This is a genomic window from Gordonia sp. C13 (assembly GCF_023218005.1).
GTDB classification, from domain to species: domain Bacteria; phylum Actinomycetota; class Actinomycetes; order Mycobacteriales; family Mycobacteriaceae; genus Gordonia; species Gordonia namibiensis.
This window is the reverse complement of record NZ_JALPSY010000043.1, coordinates 1-20,294: the sequence shown is the minus strand read 5'-3', so window position 1 is coordinate 20,294 and position 20,294 is coordinate 1. Positions and strand designations below refer to the sequence as shown.

The window sequence follows — 20,294 nt, the reverse complement described above, 5'->3', positions numbered from 1 at the left end:
CGCATTTCGAAACAGCCCGTGAGCGCGGGTTGGGGCTATGGATCGGCTGATGTGGTGCGCGCAAAGGGATTCGAACCCCTGACCGCTGGTGTGTAAGACCAGAGCTCTACCGCTGAGCTATACGCGCGTGCTGTGCCGCGTCGCGGCACGTGCGACAACGAATCTAGTCGGTCGAGGCCGATCGCCCAAACCTGCCCTTCGATACGCCCCTCCGCAGGCTCCGGGGCTACTCAGGGTGCGAACGATCCGACCGGCGAACCTCACTTCGACCTGCAGACTTCGGTCGACGTCTGCAGGTCGAGATGAGGTTCGCCGGTCGGCGACTCAGGCGAAGATCGGCGGGAGCGCGAGCACCATGATCGCGCCCCAGATGACGTGGGTGATCGCGGGCGCGAGGACCCCGGCGGTGCTGCGTCGGAGGATCGCGCAGACGGTGCCCAGGACGGCGCCGGCGAAGCCGAGCATCACGTTGCCGCTGGCCATGGTGACCAGCACGTAGATCACCGTCGACACCAGGACCGGATTGTGGGGGCGGGCCGCCGAGTAGACCGACCCGCGGAAGAACAGCTCCTCGGCGAGACCGTTGACCACGGTGATGACGGTGACGATGGCGAGGCTGCCGTAGTCGGCGAAGGCGAGCACCTGGTTCGCCAGGTCGCTGACGCCGGGGATCATCCGCGCGATCAGACCACCGACGACGAATGCCGCACCGACCGCGAGACCGACGACGGTGCCCAGGCCGATGGCCCCGAGACGGTCCGGGGGACGCGACGCGACCGGGCTGTAGGCACCGAGCCGCAGCGGACCGGAGACCAAGGCTCCGACTATCCACACCACGGCCATGCCGACCGTCAGCGGGTAGAAGGCGGTGTCGCCGGGCTCCACGCGCAGCGAGATGCCGAGCATGACGGCCCCGATGACGAGGAAGACACCGACCAGCCAGCGGCGTCGGACGTAGTGGGAACCCGGATCGGGATCACGATCCAGCGCTATCGAGTTGTAGAGGTCGCGAGCCAGTGCAGTCACCAGCAGTCGTCACCACCTAGGTCGGTCGTCAGCGGACACAGGTCGGTCAGGAACGGGTCGGCAGCAGAGCTCCGGCGATCTTCGCCGACATCCGCAGCGTGCCACCGATCGTCCCGACGGCGCGGCGTTTGACGCGCAACCAGTCGCCGCCGGCCCACGCGGGATCGGTGTCGGCGAGATGGTGCAGGTCGTGCAGATCGCAGACGGACCGGGGATACGGGGATTCGACGGACGCGCGCACGGCGTCGCGCATCGGCGTCAGGCCGCCTTCGGGTGGCGGCACGAGTTCGCGGATGCTGTGTTCCGACGCCGTCATCGAATGGTTCAACGACGTCACGAGTTCCTCGGTGAGCGACGCCGGGACCGGCACGAACATGCCGCCGAGGCGGCCGGCGAGACGGGTGCTCACCCCGAAGACCGGGAGCCGCAACCGCGGGAAGCGAACCGCGGAGATGTACTCGTGCAGGATCGAGATGTAGCGCGCGTGGTCGGGTCCGGAGATGTCGTATTCGCCTGGCGGAAGCGATGACTCACACGCGGCGACAAGGTAGTGGATGGCGTCGCGGATGGAGATCGGGTCCATCTCGTTGGTGATCCAGTCGGGTTCGGGGATCACCGGCAGGCGGTCGGCCATGTAGCGGATGATCTCGAACGACGTCGATCCGGCGCCGATGATCACCGCCGCGCGCAACCACACGAGTTCCGGACCGTCCTCGACGACGAGCCCCTCGGCGACGTCGGCGCGGCTCTGCAGATGCGAGGAGAGTTTGTCGTCGGCCGGCACGAAGCCGCCGAGGTAGATGATCCGGCCGACGCCGGCATCGCGCGCGGCCTCGGCGACGTTGCGTGCCGCGTCGCGATCGCCGTTCGCGAAGTCCGCCTGCCCGATCGCGTGGACCAGGTAGTAGATCGCGTCGACGCGCCCGGCGTCGGATATGGCCTTCTTGACCGAGATCGGGTCGTCGGCGTCCATGGCCACCTTGGTGACGTCCGACGACCAGCCGAATCGGTCCAGCTTGCGGGTATCTCTGGACGTGACCACGACCTCGTGACCCTGCCTCAGCAATGCACATACGAGCCGGGAACCCACATACCCGGTCGCCCCCGTGATGAGTAGCCTCATGCCTTCGACCGTAGAGAATATTCGACGATCCGGCCGGAATTGCAGGTCAGCGGGTCAAGGACGAGCGGACATCGCGCGTCGATAACGTTCGGCGACCTCGTCGTGATACTCCGCGACGGCGCCCAGTTCGACACGTAGTTCGTCGGGTTCGATGACGGTGAAGTCGGCGTCGAAGGCGTGCATCCAACGTGCGATCGAGGTCAGTGAGGAGCTGTAGACGGTCACCTCGCAGCTGTTCTCGTCGCCGGATTCCAGGGCGCCCCAATAGTGGTGGATCATCGGCGCGACCTCGTCGAGGGGCAGGTGGATGCGGACCCGTGCGATCGCCTTTTGCTGCAGTGCGCCGAGCCCGCGGGCGACGAAGGCCGCCGCGCCACCCTCGGGGGGTTCGCGCGGGGTGAACCGGGGGCCGGTGGGGATCTTCGGGTCCATGCGGTCGACGCGGAAGGAGCGCCAGTCGTCGCGGGCAAGGTCGAAGCCGACGAGATACCAACGGTTTCCGTTGCGCACGAGACGGAACGGCTCGACCTCGCGTCGGCTCTCCTCGCCGTCGTTGCGCCGGTAGTCGAATCGCAAGCGTTCGTTGCGATGGCAGGCCGTGGCGATGTCGGTGAGGCGTTCGGCCGGGACCGCACTCGTCGGCGCCTCCCGTGGGATGGCCTCGATCCGCAGCGCGTCGAGACGGTGCTGGAGTCGGGACGGCATGACCTGACGCAGTTTCGCGAGCGCCCCGGCCGAGGCCTCGGCCATGTCGGCGACCGCGCCCGTCGTCACCGCGTCGAGCCCCAGCGCGACGGCGAGAACCTCCTGATCGTCGAGGAGCAGGGGCGGCATCTCCGCGCCGGCGCCGAGCCGATACCCACCGCGCGCACCGACATTCGCGTCGACGGGGTAACCGAGCTCGCGGAGCTTGTCGATGTCGCGTCGCACGGTGCGGGTCGTGATGTCGAGGCGCTCCGCGAGCTCTTTGCCCGACCATTCCCGACGCGTCTGCAACAGCGATAACAGGGCGAGCAGTCGGGCCGAGGTTTCCAACATGCAGTCATCTTGCCGCAGGATGCGGACAGGTTCTGTCCTTGTTCGGCGATTCGGGCGCGGATCGTCACGGTGCGTCAATGCGCTCGCGGTGCACACCGGCCCCGATAGGGTTGGTGCGGTCCGGGTCTCGCCGGGCGCACGACGCAAGGAGCATCACATGCCGACGACCATCCTGCCGCTCGCCGAGGTCACCGAAGGCCTGATCGCCCAGTGGGCCGCGATCGCCGACGTCGCCGCCGGAATCACCGACGAGCAGTGGTCCGCGGCCTCGGTGCTGCCCGGATGGACCAACGCCGACATCGTCGCGCACATCATCGGCACCGAGAACATGCTCGACGGCCGTGACGTGGAGGCCACCCGCACGGTCAGCGCACTCGACCACGTGCGCAACCCGATCGGCGAGCTCAACGAGAAGTGGGTCGACCACTACCGTCCGACGCCGCGCGCCGAGGTCCTCGCCGCACTCGACGAAGTCGTCACGGTTCGCACCAAGGCTCTGAAGGCGATGACGCAGGAGCAGTTCGACGCCCCGTCGATGACGCCGGCGGGCGCCGACACCTACGGACGCTTCATGCGCATCCGCGTCTTCGACTGCTGGATGCACGAGATCGACCTGCGCGACGGCACCGACGGTTCCGCCGTCACCAACCCCGTCCCAGCGTCGTTGGCGCTCGATGAGATCAGCGCCTCACTGCCGTTCGTGGTCGGCAAGCGCGCCGACGCGCCCAAAGGCAGCAAGGTGCTCTTCGACATCACCGGTCTGTCGGCGCGAACGGCTCGGATTCTTGTCGGCGACCGTGCGTCGCTGGTGGAAGAGTTCGACGGCGGCGACGAGTCGGCCGATGTGCGGCTCCGGATCGACGCCGCCAACCTCGCCCGCTGCGCGGGTGGGCGTCGCGACGCCGACCCGAATGCGGTGGAGATCGACGGCGACGCCGCGCTGGGGAACGCGATTCTTGATCGGATGAACTACGTGATCTGAGAGGTTCGCACCTCGACCGGCTATACCGCCGAGTGCTGCGAAATTTCGTCCCCCTCATGGTGATTCGAGGGCATATTGCCCTCGGATGGCCCTGAGGGGGACGAATTTCTCGGTCGATGCGGAGAATTGCGGTCGACTCACCAGGCCTTCGAGGCTCGTCGCTTGCGCTCTTCGCACCTCAGGCAGCCAGGGGGTGCGCTTCGCTCCTCGCACCTCAGGCAGCCAGGGGGTGCGCATCGCTCCTCGCACCTCATGTAGCGACATAATGGGCTCCCATCTCAGGAAGCTGTGTGTCGGCTACTCGCCGACCGTCGCCTTCTGGATCAGAAGATTCTGGTTCGGCGGTCCCGACTGGGCTCCGGGCTTGGCGGGGGTGAACCCGCCCGCGACGATCTTGTCCAGGACGGCGAGTCCGGACGGGTCCATGGTGCCGACGATGGAGTAGGTCAGCGGGAGGTCGGTGTCGTCGGCGAGCATGAAGAACGTCGTCGAGCCGGTGGCGCCTTCGTCATCGGGGAGATCGAGGATGCCGACGGTGCCGCGTGGGTAGGTGACCTGCGGGATTCCGTTGTCGTCGGTGCCGGCCGACGGGAGGTCCCGAGGGAGCTCGTCGGGGCTGGTCCAGCCGGGGTTGGTGCCCTCCTTGCCGCCCGACGATCCGCAGATCAAGTACTTCGCCGACGCCCGGTGGCACTTGCTGCCGTCGTAGAACCCGGACTTGATCAGCGAGACCATCGCGCCGACGTTGCATGGGGCCTCGGCCCGGTTGAGTGTCATCGTGATGGTGCCCTGCGCGGCGATCGGGATCTGCGCTTCCACGGTGCCGGTGTTCGGCTGGGTCGACGCCGGCAGGGGTTGGGTGATGCCGCCGACGACCGTGCGCGCCGGGTAGTCACAAGCGACGGTGCCCGCCGGCATCGCCTGCTTGGAGGTGTCGGGGTCCGGCGGATCATCCCCGCCGTTGGACAGTGCGACGACGATGCCGGTGACCCCGAGGGCGATCACCACCACGCCCACGGCGATCGCGATCGCGATGTTGCGGCCGGTGTTCGATTTCCGGGGCGGGGTCGGGGAGCCGCCCCACTGGTTGGGGCCGGAGAACGCCTGGGGTCCCGAATACCGCTGCGGCCCCGAATACGACTGCGGCCCCGAATACGACTGCGGCCCAGAGTAAGACTGCGGCCCAGAGTAAGACTGCGGCCCAGAGTAAGACTGCGGCCCCGAATAGGACTGCGGCCCGGAGTGGGGCGGTCCGGAATATGGCTGCGGACCCGAAGGGCGCGAGAATCCTTGCGGCCCGGACGTTCCCGGGGGAGGACCGTATCCACCGGCGGAGCCGGGAGAATGCTGCGGCCCGTGGACATTCGGGCCGGAACTCAGACCGCGGACCATCGTCGGATCGGACGCCATGGAGCCACCCGGCGTCGGGTGGGCACCCGGGGGTTGGGACGGCGGTGGGGACTGCGGCGGGCGAGGAGTGCGGGGCGGCGGGGTCAGGCCCGCGGGCGAGATCGGCTGGGGCACGACCGTCGGCGGTGCCTGCTCGGACGGAGGTGTCTGCGGTCGGGTTGCCGGCGTCGGCGCTCGGCCCGACAGTGCGTCGGAGGCGGCGTGGATGAGTTCGCGCGCGCTCGGAAAGCGCTGCGCCGGGTCTTTGGCGAGGCCGCGCGCGATCACCGGGTCGAGCGGGCCGCCCGTCTGCGGAGGCGGTTTGGTGATGTGCGCGGTCATCAGGCCCTGATCGGTCTTCGCCGGGAACGGGGTCTGGCCGGTGACGCATTCGTAGAGCACGCAGGCGAGGGCGTAGTTGTCCGAACCCGGGCCGGCCGGCTCGTCGCCGAACCGCTCCGGCGCCATGTAGGCCAGCGTGCCGAGCGCGGTTCCCACCTGGGTCAGCCGACTGTCGGTGGTGCCCTGCGCGATACCGAAGTCCACGAGGTAGGCGAAGTCGTCGGCGTCGACGAGGATGTTGTCGGGTTTGATGTCGCGGTGGACGAGGCCATCGCGGTGCGCGGCGTCGAGTGCTGCGGCGACTTGGCCCAGGATGCGCACCGTCCGATCCGGCGGTAGGGGACCGGAGCCGAGCACCTTGCGCAGATCCTGACCGTCGACGAGGCGCATGTCGATGAACAGGACGCCGTCCTTCTCGCCCCAGTCGTGGATCGGGATGACGTGTGGATCGGACAGTTTCGCCGCGGTCTTCGACTCGCGCTCGAACCGTTCGCGGAAGTCCTTGTCGTGCACCAGATGCGGCGGAAGCACCTTCAGAGCGACGCGTCGTTCCTTGACGGTGTCGTAGGCCTCGTACACCTCACCCATGCCGCCGCGACCGAGGAGTCTGTCGATGCGGTACGGGCCCAGTGTGGTGCCCGCTCGCGACGATGGATCGGTCACGTCATCCTCGGTTCTACGATCGTCAGATCTCGGCCGGCGGTCGAAACCACCCTAACGACTGGGGAGCGGCTTCGTACATCGACCGGACGCGCGACCGGCGGCGATCACGGCCGCTGGCGATGCGACGTCGGCGTCCGTGAGACCCGGGCCGCGTGCGAAGTCGCGGGCCTTGGCTCCGGAGAGGATCTGCGCAGGTAGGGGATCGCTGAGCAAGGTGCGGACGAGGGTCGCCGACGCGTCGAGCGGGGCATCGCTGCCGACGATGACGATGTTGCCGGTGCGTCGACCCTTGAACATCGCGGCGTCGGCGATGAGCAGGAGGTGCTCGAAGACCGAGGCGACGGTGGCGGCCTCGGCCCGGGCTCCCGCGAGATCCCGGCTGTCACCACAGTTGGCGAGATACAGCCCGCCCGGCACGAGCACGTCGCGCACGGCGTTGGTGAACTCACGGGTCGTCAGATGTGCGGGCGTGCGGTCGCCGGCGAAGGCGTCGCGCACGACCACCTCGCGCGTCCCCGGCTGGAGCGACGTCACGACCTCCCGCGCATCGCCGACCCGGATCCGCAGCCTGGGAGCGCGGGGCAGGTCGAACCACTCACGTACGAGGCGGGCCAGCTCGCCGTCGACCTCGACCGCCACCTGCCGGGCGTCGGGGTACCGGTGGTCGAGGTAGCGGGCGAGTGCGCAGGCCGCCCCGCCGAGATGGAGGACGCGCAACCGGGCCGAGGTGGGGTGGCGTTCGGCGATGACGGCGGCCATCTGGCGCAGGTACTCGAAGTCGAGCACGGTCGGATCGTCGGGATCGATGTGCGAACTGTGTGCGCCGTTGACGGTCAGCAACCAGCCGCCGGCGATGGTGTCGCGCGCGAGTTCGGCGACACCGGTGTCGATGACGTGCCGACCCGGGGTCGGTTCCGCGGTTGACCTGGCCACGGGTCGAGTCTGGCACGAGCGCGGTCGATACCATCGCGCGGTGTCCCTGACCCGTGAGCAGCGAAACCGACCCGCACGACGAGTTCTGTCGACCGCAGCCGGACTCGTCGCCGGCTTCCTCCTCGACGAGGCCCTGGGGGACCCGTCGACGGGGCATCCGGTCGCGGGGTTCGGTCGGCTGACGTCGGCGCTCGAACGCCGCATGTACCGCGATTCGCGGGCCGCCGGAGCCGGTCTGGTCGCGGTGGCCGCGGGCGGCGTCGTGGGCGTGGGAGTCGTTGCGACGGCCGGGCGTCGGGCGCCGGCCCTGGTGGCGGTGACCGCCGCGTCGACCTGGATCGCGCTGGGCGGGACCTCACTGTGCCGGGTCGGAGATGCGGTCGCCGAGGCCCTCGAGTCCGACGACATCGACGCGGCGCGAGCCCTGATCCCGAGTCTCTGCGGCCGGGACCCGAAGTCACTCGACGAGGCGGGGATCTGTCGGGCAGCACTCGAGTCGATCGCCGAGAACACCTCCGACGCGACCGTCGGACCGTTGTTCTGGGGAGCGGTCGCCGGCGTACCCGGGATCCTCGGCTACCGCGCGGTCAACACTCTCGACGCGATGATCGGGTACCGCAACGAGCGCTATCGCGATTTCGGCTGGGCGGCCGCGCGTCTCGACGACATCGCCAACATCGTCCCGGCTCGACTCGCGGGCGCGTTGATCGTCCTGGTGTCCGGGTCGCCCCGCGGCGCCGCCGAGGCCTGGCGTCGTGACAGTCACGCGCATCCGAGCCCGAACGCCGGGGTCGTCGAAGCTGCGTTCGCCGGCGCCCTGGGGGTGCAACTCGGGGGTCGGACCGTCTACCCGCACGGCGTCGAACAACGGCCGACGCTGGGTTCCGGGCCGGCACCGAAGCCGGCCGATCTAAGGGCAGCGGTCGAGTTGTCGCGGCGGGTCCAGCGCACGACGCTGGCCGCGTGCTTTGCGGGATGCCTGATCCGGTACGGGCTCAGCCGCCGTAGCGCCGGCTGAGCTTGTCCCGCACGTCACCGTCCTGCCTGCGGGGGTCGGGCGTCGCGTCGCGGACATCGCCGACCGTGTCGTCGGCGACGGGCCCGTGGCCGATGCGTCCGACGTTGTGGACCACCGTGGTGCCGCTCGCGGCGCGTAACTCTTCGCGCATCTGCCGACGACGTTCGGCGCGGGAGGCGGCGCTACTCGGCTGCGGATCAGGTGCCGTGCCCGCGGGACGAGCGGTGTCCGCGTCGGCGACCTCACCGGTTTCGGCAGTGGCCTCCGCTGCGGTGGCGGCCCGCGCGGCGGCAGCGCGCCGGCGTGAGCGGATCTCGGCGATCAGGAAGTACAGGACGCCGAGCGGCGCCATGATCCCGAAGGCGAGCCACTGCAGCCCGTACGAGAGGTAGGGGCCGGTGTCGAGTTGGGGGAGCGGGATCTCACCGAGGGAGCCCGGCTGGTCCGGAGACAGCTGTAGGTAGAAGTCGTCCATCGACGTACCGGTCGCTGTTCCGACCAGACCCGGGTTGATCGACGGGACCGTGAGTACTCCATTGTCGGAGAGGGAGCCGCGGTCGGCGCTGACACTTTCCGCCGCGCGAATCCGTCCGTCGATGGTCTGCTCGCCGGCCGGCGGTGTCGGGACGTCGGGGACCCCGCCCTCCACCGGGCGGACGAAACCGCGGTTGATGAGGAGCACGCGATCCGAACCGGTCACCGCGAACGGCGTCAGGACGACCACGGCGGGGCGTTCCTGGATGTTGCGCAGCCGCACCAATGCCTGCTGGTCCTCCAGGTAGCGACCGGTCACCTCGACCTCGCGCCACTCGGTCGACCGGTCGAAGGTCGACGAGGGCGCCACCTCGGCCAGCGGAGCGGTTTCGAGAGAGGTTGCGGTACGGATCAGATCGTTGCGGCGCTCGGTGTCGGAGTTCTTACCCAGCTGCCACGGCGCGAGGAGGGTGAAGCAGGCCACGGCGAACGCCACGACGACGACGCCGAGGGCAATCCACCCGGGACGCAGGATCGTTCGCAGCACATGCACGATGCCCAGGTTACTCAGCGCATGTAGCGTGATCTAATGCGAGACTTCATCTGCCTGAACTGCGGCCAGCGTCTGTCCTTCGAGAACAGTCTGTGTCTGAGCTGCCAGAGCCCACTCGGGTTCTGGCTCGGGTCTCGCTCCATCCAGGTCCTCGACGACACGGGTCGCGCCGAGGTCGACGGCGTCCTCCTCGAGCGATGTGCCAACAACAAGGTCGCGCAATGCAACTGGCTGGTGAAGTGGACCGGTAACCCCGAGCTCTGCCGGTCGTGCGAGCTGACGCGCACCCGTCCCGGCGACGACGATCCCGAGGCGCTGGTGGTGTTCGGCCAGGCCGAGACCGCCAAGCGGCGTCTCGTCCTCGAGCTCACCGAGCTCGGGTTGCCGATCGAGAATCGTGACGAGAATCCCACCACGGGCCTCGCCTTCGACCTGCTCTCCAGCGCGCAACAGAACGTCATCACCGGTCATGCCAGCGGTGTCATCACCCTCGATCTCGCCGAGGGGGACGACGTCCACCGTGAGCAGATGCGCGTCGAACTCGACGAGCCGTACCGGACGGTCCTCGGACACTTCCGGCACGAGATCGGCCACTACTACCAGCTCGTCCTGATCACCGACGATCATCGGCCGCGGTTCGAGGAACTGTTCGGCAACCCCGACGACGACTATCAGGCAGCGCTCGACCGGCACTACAAGGAGGGTGCGCCGGAGGGGTGGCGGAAGAACTTCGTCTCCGCCTACGCCACGATGCACCCGGCAGAGGACTTCGCCGAGACCTTCGCGCACTACCTGCACATCCGCGACACCCTGGACACCGCGGCCGCGTTCGCGATGGCGCCCTCGGGCACGACGCTGGAGAGCGTCCCGCCGGGCGATGTGGGCTTCGACCGCATCATCGATGAGTGGCTGCCGCTGACGTGGGCGCTCAATCAGATCAACCGGTCGATGGGTCACCCGGACCTCTACCCGTTCGTGCTCCCGGCGCCGGTGCTGGAGAAGATCCGCTTCGTGCACAACCTGGTGGCGCCGGTCGGCTGAGACCGGTCGGTCGGCGTGGTCGTCAGGCCACGCCCAGCTGCATCCGTACCCAGTCGATCAGACCGGGGACCGCGCTCTCGATCTGTTCGCGGGTGGCCACGAAATCGTCGGTGCTTCCGTAATAGGGGTCGAGCAGGGCGAGGTCGCCAGCGGGTGCCGACGGGTCGAACGACCGCAGCAGTCGCGTCCGGTCGCCGAGCCGCTTGCGCTCGAGCTCCCGGACGTGGCCGTCGTCCATCGCCAGGAAGAGATCGGCGTCGAAGTGTTCGGGTCCGAGCAGCGCCGCCACGTGCGCGTCGGAGTAGCCGTGGGCGAGCAGTTCCGTGCGGGCACGGTTGTCGGCCGGCTCGCCGACGTGATAGCCGGTGATCCCGCAACTGCTGACGCGCACCTTGCCACCCAGCCCGGCGTCGTCCAGAGCGTTCCGGAAGATGTTCTGCGCCATCGGCGACCGGCAGATGTTGCCCGTGCACACGAAACAGATGTGTAGTTCTTCAGCCACTGGTGTCTACCTCAGCTCGACGCGCCGGCGCGCTCGATGATCCAGGGGCGCCGGTCACATACCCAGGACGTCGCGCAATTCGGCTGGAGACTCAACCGTCCAAGCGGCGTCCTGTTCCTCCCCGTGCAGAGAGTAACCCCATCTGACCAGGATCGCTGAGATGCCGAAGGCCGCGGCGCCGTGCACGTCGTGACTGCGATCGCCGATCATCACGACCGGCGCGGTGACGTGGCCGGTGTCGGCGTCGACGGGAAGCCCCAGTTCGGCGACCGCGTGGGCGATGACGTCGGCCTTGTGGCGACGCGTGCCGTCGTCGCTGGCGCCGGCGATGTACTTGAAGTGGTCGGTGAGACCGAAGTGCTCGAGGATCCGGTGGGCGGTGGTCTGGTTCTTCGACGTCGCGACCGCCATCGTGCGCCCCGACGCCGACAGGTCGGCCAGGACGTCGGGCATCCCGTCGTAGACCGCGTTCTCCCGCCAGCCGATCTCGGTGTAGCGCTCCCGGTAGGCGCGCATCGCCTCTTCCGCGACCTCGGGGGCGAGCCCCAGGCCGTTGAGGGTGTCGATCATCGGCGGCCCGACGATGCCCGCGACGACCTGCGGATCGGGCTCGGGCGCGTCGACGGCGGCGAGGGCGTGCCGGAAGCTGTTGGCGATACCCGCGAAGCTGTCGGTGATCGTGCCGTCGAGGTCGAAGAGCAGCACGGTGTCAGGATGGCGGGGATCTGGCGGCGTCAACACGCGTCCATCGTGCACGTAAGGTCAATAGACATGACAGCTGGGTCTGGCGTCGCATCCCCATCCGACCCGTCCGATCCGGATCGGCACGGCGATCAGGACGCGGCACCCGGGCTCATCGATTTCGCCGTCAATGTCCGTGGCACTCCACCGCCTTTCGTCCTCGACGCCATCACGCGCGGTCTCGGTGACCTGGCCCGGTATCCCGGCCGCGACGACGAGCGGCGCGCGGTCGCCGCCATCGCCGCCACCCACGGTCGCTCGCCCGACGACGTGCTGCTGCTGTCCGGCGCGGCCGACGGTTTCGAGATGCTCCCCCGCCTCGGCGCGCGCCATGCCGCGCTGATCCAGCCGTCGTTCACCGAACCGGAGATCGCACTCCGTGCCGCGGGCGTGCCGATCACGCAGGTTCCGCTCGACGAGCCGTGGCGCCTGTCCGGGGCGCAGGTGCCCGACACCGCCGACCTGGTGATCCTGGGTAACCCCACCAACCCGACGTCGGTGCTGCACCCGCGGGAGTCGATCGACGCGCTGCGGCGACCGGGACGCATCATCGTCGTCGACGAGGCCTTCGCCGACCTCACCCTCGGGGCCGACGATGAACTCGAGCCGCAGTCGCTGGCATCGTCGGACTGGCCGGACCTCATCGTGATCCGTAGCGTGACAAAGACTTTCGGACTAGCCGGGCTCCGGGCCGGATATCTTCTCGCGGCGCCGGAGATCCTCGCACGACTGCGTGCGGGGCGTCGTCCCTGGGCGCTGTCCACACCCGCGCTGGCCGCCCTGACCGCCTGCCTCGGCGACGAGGGACACCGCTACTGCGCCGAGCAGGCCCGACGGGTCGCGGCCGAGCGCGCCGTGATGGTCGACGAACTGACGCGGATCGGTCTGGTAGTCGTGGCGGAGCCGGCCGCGCCATTCGTCCTCGTCGAGGTACCGCGCGCCACCGAGGTGAAGAAACGCCTCGTCGACCGCGGGTTCGCGGTGCGCAGTTGTGCCAACTTCGTCGGACTCGGCGACGAGCATCTGCGGCTCGCGGTACGTCCGGTCGAGCAGGTCCGCGCGCTGACCGCGGCCATCGAGAAGGTACGAGAGGAGATGAGGGATGGGAACCGGATCGACGTCTGAGGGGATCACCGTCGGGGACGTGGTCGACGCCGTCGAGCGTGCGTATCCGCCGGCGCTCGCCGAGTCCTGGGACGCCGTGGGGCTCGTGTGCGGCGACCGTTCCGAGCCGGTGCGTCGAGTCCTGGCGTGCGTCGACGTGACCGATGCCGTCGTCGACTCGGCCGTCGCCGGGAAAGCGGACCTGGTGATCGCCCATCACCCGCTGCTGATGCGCGGAGTCACGTCGGTGGCCGCCGACACCACGAAGGGGCGCATCGTGCACCGCCTGATCCGCAACGGCATCGCGCTGTTGTCGGCCCACACCAACGCCGACAGTGCGCGACCGGGTGTGTCGGACGCTCTCGCCGACCTGCTCGGCGTCGTCGACACCGTGCCCATCGAACCGAAAGCGGCTGCACCACTGGACAAGTGGGTGGTGATGGTGCCCGAGGGCAACGTCGAACAGGTCAGTGAGGCGATGTTCGCCGCCGGCGCCGGCGCCATCGGCGACTACCGCGACTGCTCGTGGACGGTCGTGGGTACCGGCCAGTTCGAGGCGCAGGAGGATGCGACACCGACGATCGGCGAGATCGGCACCCGCACCCACGTCGACGAGGCGCGGGTGGAGATGGTCGCGAACCGGTCGATCCGCGGGTCGGTGCTCCGGGCGCTGCGCAACGCTCATCCGTACGAGGAACCGGCGTTCGACGTCTTCGAGCTCGCCGACCTCGGCAGCGGCGTGGGTCTGGGCCGGGTCGGTTCGCTGCCCGAGCCGATGACACTGCGTGATTTCACCGGGGTCGTCGCCCGCGCACTGGGCGCACCGTCGGGAATCCGGGCGGCCGGCGATCCGGATGCGCTGGTGCGCACGGTCGCGGTCTGCGGTGGGGCCGGCGACTCGCTGCTCGGGCGTGTGCGCGGGCTCGACGTGGACGTCTATGTGACCGGCGACCTACGCCACCATCCCGCCGACGAGAGTCTGCGCGACGGCGGGCCGGCACTCGTCGACGCCGGACATTGGGCCACCGAGTTCCCCTGGTGCGCGCAGGTTGCGGAGCTGGTCCGCACCGAATGCGACGTGCCGGTGGTGGTGTACGACACGCCGACCGACCCGTTCGGGCTGCACAGCTTCGGGTGAGTGGTGCAGGACTTCCTGACAAAGACCATCCGCCCGCCGGAACGCCGGGACCAGCCGCGTACGGTAGGGGGACTTCAGAACTTCAGAGAGAGGAGGCCGCAATGAAAGTCGACGCCGGAGTGCAGCGACTGTTGCTCGATCTCGCGGACTCCGATGCCGAGATCAACCGACTCGAGCATCGCCGCAAGAACTTGCCCGAGAACGCCGAGATCGCCGAGCAGGAGAAGGCGATCGACGCTGCCCGTGACGATCTGGTGCGCGCGGAGATCTCCGCCGAGGACCTGGGCCGCGAATACCGCCGCATCGAGTCCGAGGTGACCGGGATGGCCAACCGCGAGGCCAAGGACTCCAAGCAGCTCGCCGCCGGTGGGTTGGCGCCCAAGGCATTGTCGGAGCTGCAGCACGAACTCGCCGGACTCGGACGCCGTCGCGCGGCCTTCGAGGAGGAGATGCTGACCCTCATGGAGCAGCAGGAGGCCGTCGAAGCCGAGCGCGACCGCGCCGCCGCGACGATCTCGCACCTCGAGGAGAAGATTGCCGACACCCGGGTCCGCCGGGATCAGTCGCTCGCCACCATCGAAGAGGACCTGACGCGCGCCCACGAGAAGCGGGACACGTTGGCCGCGGAGATCGACGCCGACCTGCTGGCCGTCTATGACAAGCAGCGGGCCAACGGTCGCATCGGCGCAGGACTCCTGCGCGCACGACGCTGCGGTGCCTGCCGCATGGAACTCGACCGCGGCACCATCGCCTCGATCAGCGCGGCATTGTCCGATGAGGTCATCCGCTGCGAGGAATGCGGCGCGATCCTCGTGCGGACCGCCGAATCGGGGATCTGACACCCGTGGGCGAGAAGTCCCCGTCCTGGCAGGGGCAGCGGAGTTCACCGACCCGGTTCATCCTGCTGCGCCACGGCCAGACGGCGCTGTCGGTGGATCGCCGGTACTCCGGGCGCGGCAATCCCGCGCTGACCGCGGAGGGGGTGCGCCAGGCCCGCGCGGCGGCCCAACGGGTTCAGCGCGAGGAGGGCATCTCGGCGATTGTGACCTCACCGCTGAGCCGCGCCCGCGCCACCGCCGAGGAGGTCGCCGCGGTGACCGGGGTCGACGTCGTCGAACATCCCGGACTCATCGAGAACGACTTTGGCGAGTGGGAGGGCCTGACCTTCCTCGAAGCGTCCGAACGGCATCCGGAGATCCATCGCGAATGGCTGTCCGACATCACCGTGCCCGCGCCGGGCGGTGAGAGCTTCGCTCAGGTCGCCGAGCGCGTCGCAGAGACGAAAGACGATCTGCTGCAGCGGTATCCGGGGCAGACGGTCGTGATCGTCTCGCACGTCACCCCGATCAAGCTGATGTTGCGTGAGGCGCTGGGTGTCGGTCCGGAGCTGTTGTTCCGTCTCCACCTCGACCTCGCGTCGGTGTCGATCGCCGAGTTCTTCCCCGACGGCGGTTCCGTCGTGCGTCTGGTCAACGACGCCGCGCACTGGCACTGACGGCTGCACATCGAATTACGACCCTGCCGTATCCTGGGTTCCGCGAACGAGTCGGCCGGGCGGCCGCGGTGAGCGGAACGGGCGGGAGGCCGTCACGCCGCGCACCGAGGAAAGTCCGGACTCCACAGAGCAGGGTGGTTGCTAACGGCAACCCGGGGTGACCCGCGGGACAGTGCCACAGAGAACAGACCGCCGGCCGTCAGGCCGGTAAGGGTGAAACGGTGCGGTAAGAGCGCACCAGCGGCGCGGGTGACCGCGCCGGCTCGGTAAACCCCACCCGGAGCAAGGCCGAAGCATGCACCTCGCGGTGCGTGTGCGCGGGCGTTATGAGGGCTGCTCGCCCCAGCCCGCGGGTGGGCCGCTCGAGGTACCCGGCGACGGTGTGCCCAGATGGATGGTCGCCGCCCGCGACGGTCGAGAGACCTCGCGGGTACAGGATCCGGCTTACGTGCCGACTCGTTCGCCCTCGGCCCGCGCGCTCCGGTTTCGACCGCGCTCACGCGCGCTCCGGTTTCGACCGCGCTCACGCGCGCTAGGGTTCGAGACGTGACGCGCTTCCTCTTCGCCCCCGACATCGACTTCGCCGGTATCCGCGATCAGCTCGGGGTGGACGAGTCCTATGGCGACGACGCGCTCGCCGAGGCCCGCGACGCCGTCGACCGATTCGCGGATGCGCGTGAGGACCATACCGACGTCCCGTTCGTCACCATCGACCCGCCGACGTCGCGCGATCTCGACCAGGCCGTCCACCTCGCCACCGACGGTGACGGCTTCGTCGTCGACTACGCCATCGCCGACGTCGCGGCCCTGGTGATCCCCGAGGGCGCACTCGATCAGGAGAGCCGACGCCGCGGGACCACCGTGTACTTCCCGGACGGTTCGGTGCCGCTGCATCCGCGGGAACTGTCCGAGGGCAGCGGATCGCTTCTGCCCGAACAAGTTCGGCCGTGCGTGCTCTGGACGATCCGCGTCGCGGGGGACGGGACGGTCACCGACGTCCGGGTGCGGCGAGCGCGGATTCGATCCGTGGCCCGGTTCGACTACGCCGGGGTCAGCGCCGACGCCGAGGCCGGGCGCCTGCACCCGTCGATCGCGGCGCTGCCGGCTTTCGGTGAGCTGCGGCAGAACGTGGCGATGGACCGCGGGGCCGTCGAACTCGATCTGCCGGACCAGCAGGTGTCCCGTACGGATGCGGGCTGGCGGCTCGATCTCGAACCCCACACCCCGGCCGACATGTGGAACTCCCAGCTCTCGCTGCTGGCCGGGATGTGCGCGGGCACGATCATGGCCGACGCGGGCATCGGACTGTTGCGGACGCTACCGCCCGCCGATCCCGAGGCGGTCGAGGATCTGCGCGCCGCCGCGACGGCGCTCGGCGTCGAATGGCCCGAGGGCATGGCGGTGGGTCGGTTCCTGGCTGGCCTGCCCGGAGACCGGCCGAGCACACTCGCCATCCAGTCGGCAGCGAGCGGACTCATGCGGGGCGCCAACTATCTCGCGCTCGACGGCTCGGACGAGGCGCGTGCCATTCCGCACGACAAGAAGCAGCACGCCGCCATCGCCGGTCTCTACGCCCATGTCACCGCGCCGCTGCGTCGACTCGGCGACCGGTTCGCCACCGAGGTCTGCCTCGCGGTCACCGCGGGTGAGGAGGTACCCGAGTGGGTGATTCGAGCCCTGCCGACACTGCCGAAGATCCTCCGCTCCGCCGACACGCTGGGTGCCACCGCCGACCGCGCGAGCATCGACCTCGCCGAGGCCGTCATCCTCGGCGACCGCGTCGGCGAACGTTTCGACGCGGTCGTCATGTCGGCCGCCACCGAACGCAAGCCCGCCCAGATCTTTATCGCCGACCCGCCGGTCATCGCAGGATGCGAGGGCGACCTCCGACCGGGGACCAGGCTCGACGTCGAGTTGGTGACCGCCGACGAGATGACGCGGAAGGTCGGGTTCCGGCCCGTGTAGGGCGCTTCTCCCGCGGGAGCGTTTACCGCGCGCGTGACCGTTTCCCGCCCGCGGGTGCTAGCCAATAAGCGGGAAGTAATCAGTCCCGCGGGAGAAAAATGCTTGCGCGGGAGGTGATCTCACCAGGCCTTCGTGGCTCGTCGCTTGCGCTCCTCGAACCTCAGGCAGCGGGGGCGGGGCGGGTCAGAGGTCCTTGGCGGCCTTGCGGTACTCGGCGACGGCGCGGTAGGCATCGGCTTCGAGGCGGGCGTCGAGTCGGCCGACGATGAACATGTCGGCGGCGGCGAGCTTTTCGTCGGCGACGATCGCGGCAAGGTGCGCGCGATTGATGCGGATGTCGTTGAAGTCGCCGAGGGCGGACTGGATCTTCTTGGCGACCGCGCCGATTTCGCGGTACTTCTTCTTGTTCAACGGCTCGGCCGCATCGATGCTGTAGCGCAACCGCTTTGCGCGTTTGCGGATCTTGTGGAGCTGTTCCTGCCATTCGACCGAACCCTCGGTGAGGTCGGCGAGATCGGCCTGGGCTTTGCGGATGTGCTTGCGGCTCTTTGCGATCGCCTGATCGACGACGGCGGTTGCGGGGAGTTCGGCGTCAGGTCCGGGTGGGGGAGAGGCGAGCAGGGCGTCGATGGAGTCGAGAAGGGTGAAGTAGCGCTTCGACGACATCGCGGCGTGCGCGGCGCGGATCGCCCGGTCATGGTTGCGGGTCTCGGCGCCGGCCAGGGCGGCGAGCAGTTCCGGGGAGGCGTTCTCCCCGCGGAGCAGGGACTGGTCGAGTTCGAGTTGCACCTCGGAATCGCGTGCGTCGCCGAGGATTCGGGCGAGCAGCTTGAGTTCGGCGCCGATGTGGGCGGTGCGCTCGGCGTCGAGCACCGTGGGGTAGCCCGACAGCACGCTGCGCAGCCGGCGGCACGACACCCGCATCTGGTGCACGGCATCCTCGGCATCCTCACGCACGAGCGGGTCGTAGGCGATCAGGCTGTTGCGGTGCAACGCGATGTCGGTGATGACGAGCTCGAGTGCGTTGGGGCGCTTGGAGAGTCGCGGCTTGTGGACGGTCGGGGTCGAGCCGATGGCACGCGCCAGCTTCGACGCACTCGACGCCGATCGGCCGCCGCCCGCGCGCAGGGCCTTGTCCGCGGCCTTGAGCAACTTGGTGGTGCCGCCGGACAGGAGTTCGAATTCCCACTCCGCCCACTGCTGGGAGTGTCCGCCCGGCAGCAGGGACTGCGCGGTGACGAGGTCCTCGGCGAGTTCGGCGAGCGGCTCGTCGTCGACGCCGAGCAGACGCGTCACCGTGCGCGTGGTGGAGATGACGGCAACCGGGTCCAGCTTGCGACACCGGGTGATCGCGAGGACCGGCGTAACGAGGGCCTCGGGGATCTCTCCGTCGGCCGGCGCCTCGTCGAAGCCGACCTGGAGCTCTCGACGTGCGCCGGGGATGTCGGTGGGGCGCTTGAGATGCCAGCCCTGATCGGTGCCACCGGTGCGGCGTCGCATGGTGATCTTGTTGCCGGCGAGGTCGAGGTTCTCGGTGTCGAAGTAGGTGGCGTCGAGCGAGAACGTCTCGGGTTCGGTCGCCGACACGACCCCCGGGAGCGCCCGCAGGTCCGGGGCCACGTGGCCGGGGTCCACGTCGAACTTGAGTTCCACCTCGACCTGCTCGGATGCGGCCACCTTATCCTCCTGACGCCGACGACACGGTCCAGCTGACCCGAGTCTAGTGACCGCGGGGCCGGCGACTCCTCCTCATACGGCGAAGCGGTCGGTCGCTTCGATGAGGTGGTGTTTGATGCCGGCCTCGAAGGAGGCGTGCCCGGCGTCGTCGACGATGCGGAGATCGGCGGCCGGCCAGGCGCGGTGGAGGTCCCACGCGCTGCGCATCGGGCAGACGACGTCGTAGCGGCCCTGGACGATGACACCGGGGATGTGCGCGATGGCGTCGATGTTGTCGAGTAGCTGCCCGTCGTCGAGAAAGCCGTGATTGACGAAGTAGTGGTTCTCGATCGACGCGAAGGCCAGATCGAAGCGAGCGGCCTCGTCCGGGTCGGACGGAGCCGACTCGTCGGGGCGGGGGAGCAGATAGCTGGTGGCCTGTTCCCAGCCGGTCCACGCGCGCGCCGCAGCGCGGGCGACGTCGCGGTCGTCGGAGGTCAGCAGCCGGTGATAGACGGCGACCAGGTCTCCGTCTCGCTCGTTCTCCGGGATCGGCTCGAGGTAGGTCTCCCAGACGTCGGGGAAGATGTGCGCGGCGCCGCCGTTGTAGTACCAGTCGATCTCGCTGCGGCGCAGCAGGAAGATGCCGCGCAGCACCAGTTCGGTGACGCGGCCGGGATGCGTCTGTGCATAGGCGAGGCCCAGCGTCGAACCCCAGGAGCCGCCGAATACCTGCCAGCGGTCGATGCCGAGATGGGTACGGAGCTTCTCCATATCGGCGATGAGGTGAGGCGTGGTGTTGACGCTCAGGTCCGCGCCGTCGGCGATGTGCGGACGGGACTGTCCGCAGCCGCGCTGATCGAACAGCACGATCCGATACTTCGCGGGATCGAAGAAGCGTCGTTGCGCCGGCGATGTGCCACCACCCGGCCCGCCGTGCACGAAGACCACAGGCTTGCCGTCGGGATTCCCCGACGTCTCCCAATAGATCTGCTGGCCGTCACCCACATCGAGGTGACCGGACTCGTAGGGCTCGATCTCCGGGTAGAAGTCACGCATGGTCATCGAGCCTAGGCGCAACCGGGATTCCGTAGAAGTTGTGGGGATATGG

General features: G+C 69.0%; 18 protein-coding genes, 1 tRNA gene and 1 other RNA gene. 9 read left to right on the top strand and 11 right to left on the bottom strand.

What is annotated here, in order from left to right; genetic code table 11:
* Window positions 1–52 precede the first annotated feature (52 nt).
* The 4 genes from M1L58_RS22465 to M1L58_RS22450 all read right to left on the bottom strand — a co-directional run bounded on the left by M1L58_RS22465 (window position 53) and on the right by M1L58_RS22450 (window position 3,187).
* Window positions 53–127, bottom strand: a tRNA-Val gene (locus tag M1L58_RS22465).
* Window positions 128–324: 197 nt separating this feature from the next.
* On the bottom strand, window positions 325–1,032 hold the full coding sequence (locus M1L58_RS22460; RefSeq protein ID WP_248660540.1) for a CPBP family intramembrane glutamic endopeptidase: 708 nt from the start codon (window positions 1,030–1,032) through the stop codon (window positions 325–327).
* Between the two features lie 40 nt (window positions 1,033–1,072).
* Window positions 1,073–2,149: an NAD(P)H-binding protein gene (locus M1L58_RS22455; protein WP_006867877.1), complete on the bottom strand. Its 1,077-nt coding sequence runs from the start codon at window positions 2,147–2,149 to the stop codon at window positions 1,073–1,075.
* Between the two features lie 54 nt (window positions 2,150–2,203).
* On the bottom strand, window positions 2,204–3,187 hold the full coding sequence (locus M1L58_RS22450; RefSeq protein WP_248660539.1) for a helix-turn-helix transcriptional regulator: 984 nt from the start codon (window positions 3,185–3,187) through the stop codon (window positions 2,204–2,206).
* Window positions 3,188–3,344: 157 nt separating this feature from the next.
* On the opposite strand from M1L58_RS22450, the gene M1L58_RS22445 reads away from it, so the two are divergent.
* The gene (locus tag M1L58_RS22445; RefSeq protein ID WP_248660538.1) at window positions 3,345–4,169 is read left to right on the top strand and encodes a maleylpyruvate isomerase family mycothiol-dependent enzyme; all 825 of its coding nucleotides are present in this window, start codon (window positions 3,345–3,347) and stop codon (window positions 4,167–4,169) included.
* A 297-nt stretch (window positions 4,170–4,466) separates the two neighbouring features.
* Here M1L58_RS22445 and M1L58_RS22440 read toward each other — a convergent pair whose 3' ends face one another.
* Window positions 4,467–6,563: a protein kinase domain-containing protein gene (locus M1L58_RS22440; RefSeq protein WP_248660537.1), complete on the bottom strand. Its 2,097-nt coding sequence runs from the start codon at window positions 6,561–6,563 to the stop codon at window positions 4,467–4,469.
* A gap of 51 nt (window positions 6,564–6,614) precedes the next feature.
* The gene (locus tag M1L58_RS22435; RefSeq protein WP_248660536.1) at window positions 6,615–7,496 is read right to left on the bottom strand and encodes a spermidine synthase; all 882 of its coding nucleotides are present in this window, start codon (window positions 7,494–7,496) and stop codon (window positions 6,615–6,617) included.
* Window positions 7,497–7,536: 40 nt separating this feature from the next.
* On the opposite strand from M1L58_RS22435, the gene M1L58_RS22430 reads away from it, so the two are divergent.
* The gene (locus M1L58_RS22430; RefSeq protein WP_248660535.1) at window positions 7,537–8,514 is read left to right on the top strand and encodes a cobalamin biosynthesis protein; all 978 of its coding nucleotides are present in this window, start codon (window positions 7,537–7,539) and stop codon (window positions 8,512–8,514) included.
* Here M1L58_RS22430 and M1L58_RS22425 read toward each other — a convergent pair.
* Complete coding sequence (locus M1L58_RS22425) at window positions 8,492–9,541, bottom strand: SURF1 family cytochrome oxidase biogenesis protein (RefSeq protein ID WP_248660534.1); 1,050 nt, start codon at window positions 9,539–9,541, stop codon at window positions 8,492–8,494. The two genes, M1L58_RS22430 and M1L58_RS22425, sit on opposite strands and share 23 nt — an antisense overlap.
* A 36-nt stretch (window positions 9,542–9,577) precedes the next feature.
* Here M1L58_RS22425 and M1L58_RS22420 point away from each other — a divergent pair, with 36 nt between their 5' ends.
* Window positions 9,578–10,582, top strand: coding sequence for a zinc-binding metallopeptidase family protein (locus tag M1L58_RS22420; RefSeq protein WP_248660533.1), 1,005 nt, complete (start codon window positions 9,578–9,580; stop codon window positions 10,580–10,582).
* A gap of 22 nt (window positions 10,583–10,604) precedes the next feature.
* Here the strand turns inward: M1L58_RS22420 and M1L58_RS22415 are convergent, their stop codons facing one another.
* Window positions 10,605–11,084, bottom strand: coding sequence for a low molecular weight protein-tyrosine-phosphatase (locus M1L58_RS22415; protein WP_248660532.1), 480 nt, complete (start codon window positions 11,082–11,084; stop codon window positions 10,605–10,607).
* Window positions 11,085–11,138: 54 nt separating this feature from the next.
* A complete protein-coding gene (locus M1L58_RS22410; protein ID WP_174310944.1) occupies window positions 11,139–11,825 on the bottom strand; it encodes an HAD hydrolase-like protein in 687 nt (228 codons plus the stop codon).
* 30 nt (window positions 11,826–11,855) lie between these two features.
* Between M1L58_RS22410 and cobC the strand changes: the two genes are divergently transcribed.
* The 6 genes from cobC to M1L58_RS22380 all read left to right on the top strand — a co-directional run bounded on the left by cobC (window position 11,856) and on the right by M1L58_RS22380 (window position 17,527).
* Window positions 11,856–12,950 carry an Rv2231c family pyridoxal phosphate-dependent protein CobC gene (cobC, locus tag M1L58_RS22405; protein WP_248660531.1) on the top strand — a complete coding sequence of 365 codons (1,095 nt, stop codon included), beginning with the start codon at window positions 11,856–11,858 and terminating at the stop codon, window positions 12,948–12,950.
* Window positions 12,928–14,067, top strand: coding sequence for a Nif3-like dinuclear metal center hexameric protein (locus tag M1L58_RS22400; RefSeq protein WP_248660530.1), 1,140 nt, complete (start codon window positions 12,928–12,930; stop codon window positions 14,065–14,067). Before cobC ends, M1L58_RS22400 begins: the two co-directional genes overlap by 23 nt.
* A 101-nt stretch (window positions 14,068–14,168) precedes the next feature.
* Window positions 14,169–14,906: a zinc ribbon domain-containing protein gene (locus tag M1L58_RS22395; protein WP_154885035.1), complete on the top strand. Its 738-nt coding sequence runs from the start codon at window positions 14,169–14,171 to the stop codon at window positions 14,904–14,906.
* A gap of 5 nt (window positions 14,907–14,911) precedes the next feature.
* On the top strand, window positions 14,912–15,562 hold the full coding sequence (locus M1L58_RS22390; protein WP_006867864.1) for a histidine phosphatase family protein: 651 nt from the start codon (window positions 14,912–14,914) through the stop codon (window positions 15,560–15,562).
* 47 nt (window positions 15,563–15,609) lie between these two features.
* Window positions 15,610–16,025, top strand: an RNA gene (gene rnpB, locus M1L58_RS22385) — RNase P RNA component class A.
* An 83-nt stretch (window positions 16,026–16,108) separates the two neighbouring features.
* A complete protein-coding gene (locus tag M1L58_RS22380) occupies window positions 16,109–17,527 on the top strand; it encodes an RNB domain-containing ribonuclease (protein ID WP_248660529.1) in 1,419 nt (472 codons plus the stop codon).
* A 183-nt stretch (window positions 17,528–17,710) separates the two neighbouring features.
* Here the strand turns inward: M1L58_RS22380 and M1L58_RS22375 are convergent, their stop codons facing one another.
* Together M1L58_RS22375 and pip are read right to left on the bottom strand one after the other, a co-directional pair.
* Window positions 17,711–19,204 carry a CYTH and CHAD domain-containing protein gene (locus M1L58_RS22375; RefSeq protein WP_248660528.1) on the bottom strand — a complete coding sequence of 498 codons (1,494 nt, stop codon included), beginning with the start codon at window positions 19,202–19,204 and terminating at the stop codon, window positions 17,711–17,713.
* A gap of 72 nt (window positions 19,205–19,276) precedes the next feature.
* Complete coding sequence (pip, locus tag M1L58_RS22370; RefSeq protein ID WP_248660527.1) at window positions 19,277–20,242, bottom strand: prolyl aminopeptidase; 966 nt, start codon at window positions 20,240–20,242, stop codon at window positions 19,277–19,279.
* Window positions 20,243–20,294 lie beyond the last annotated feature (52 nt).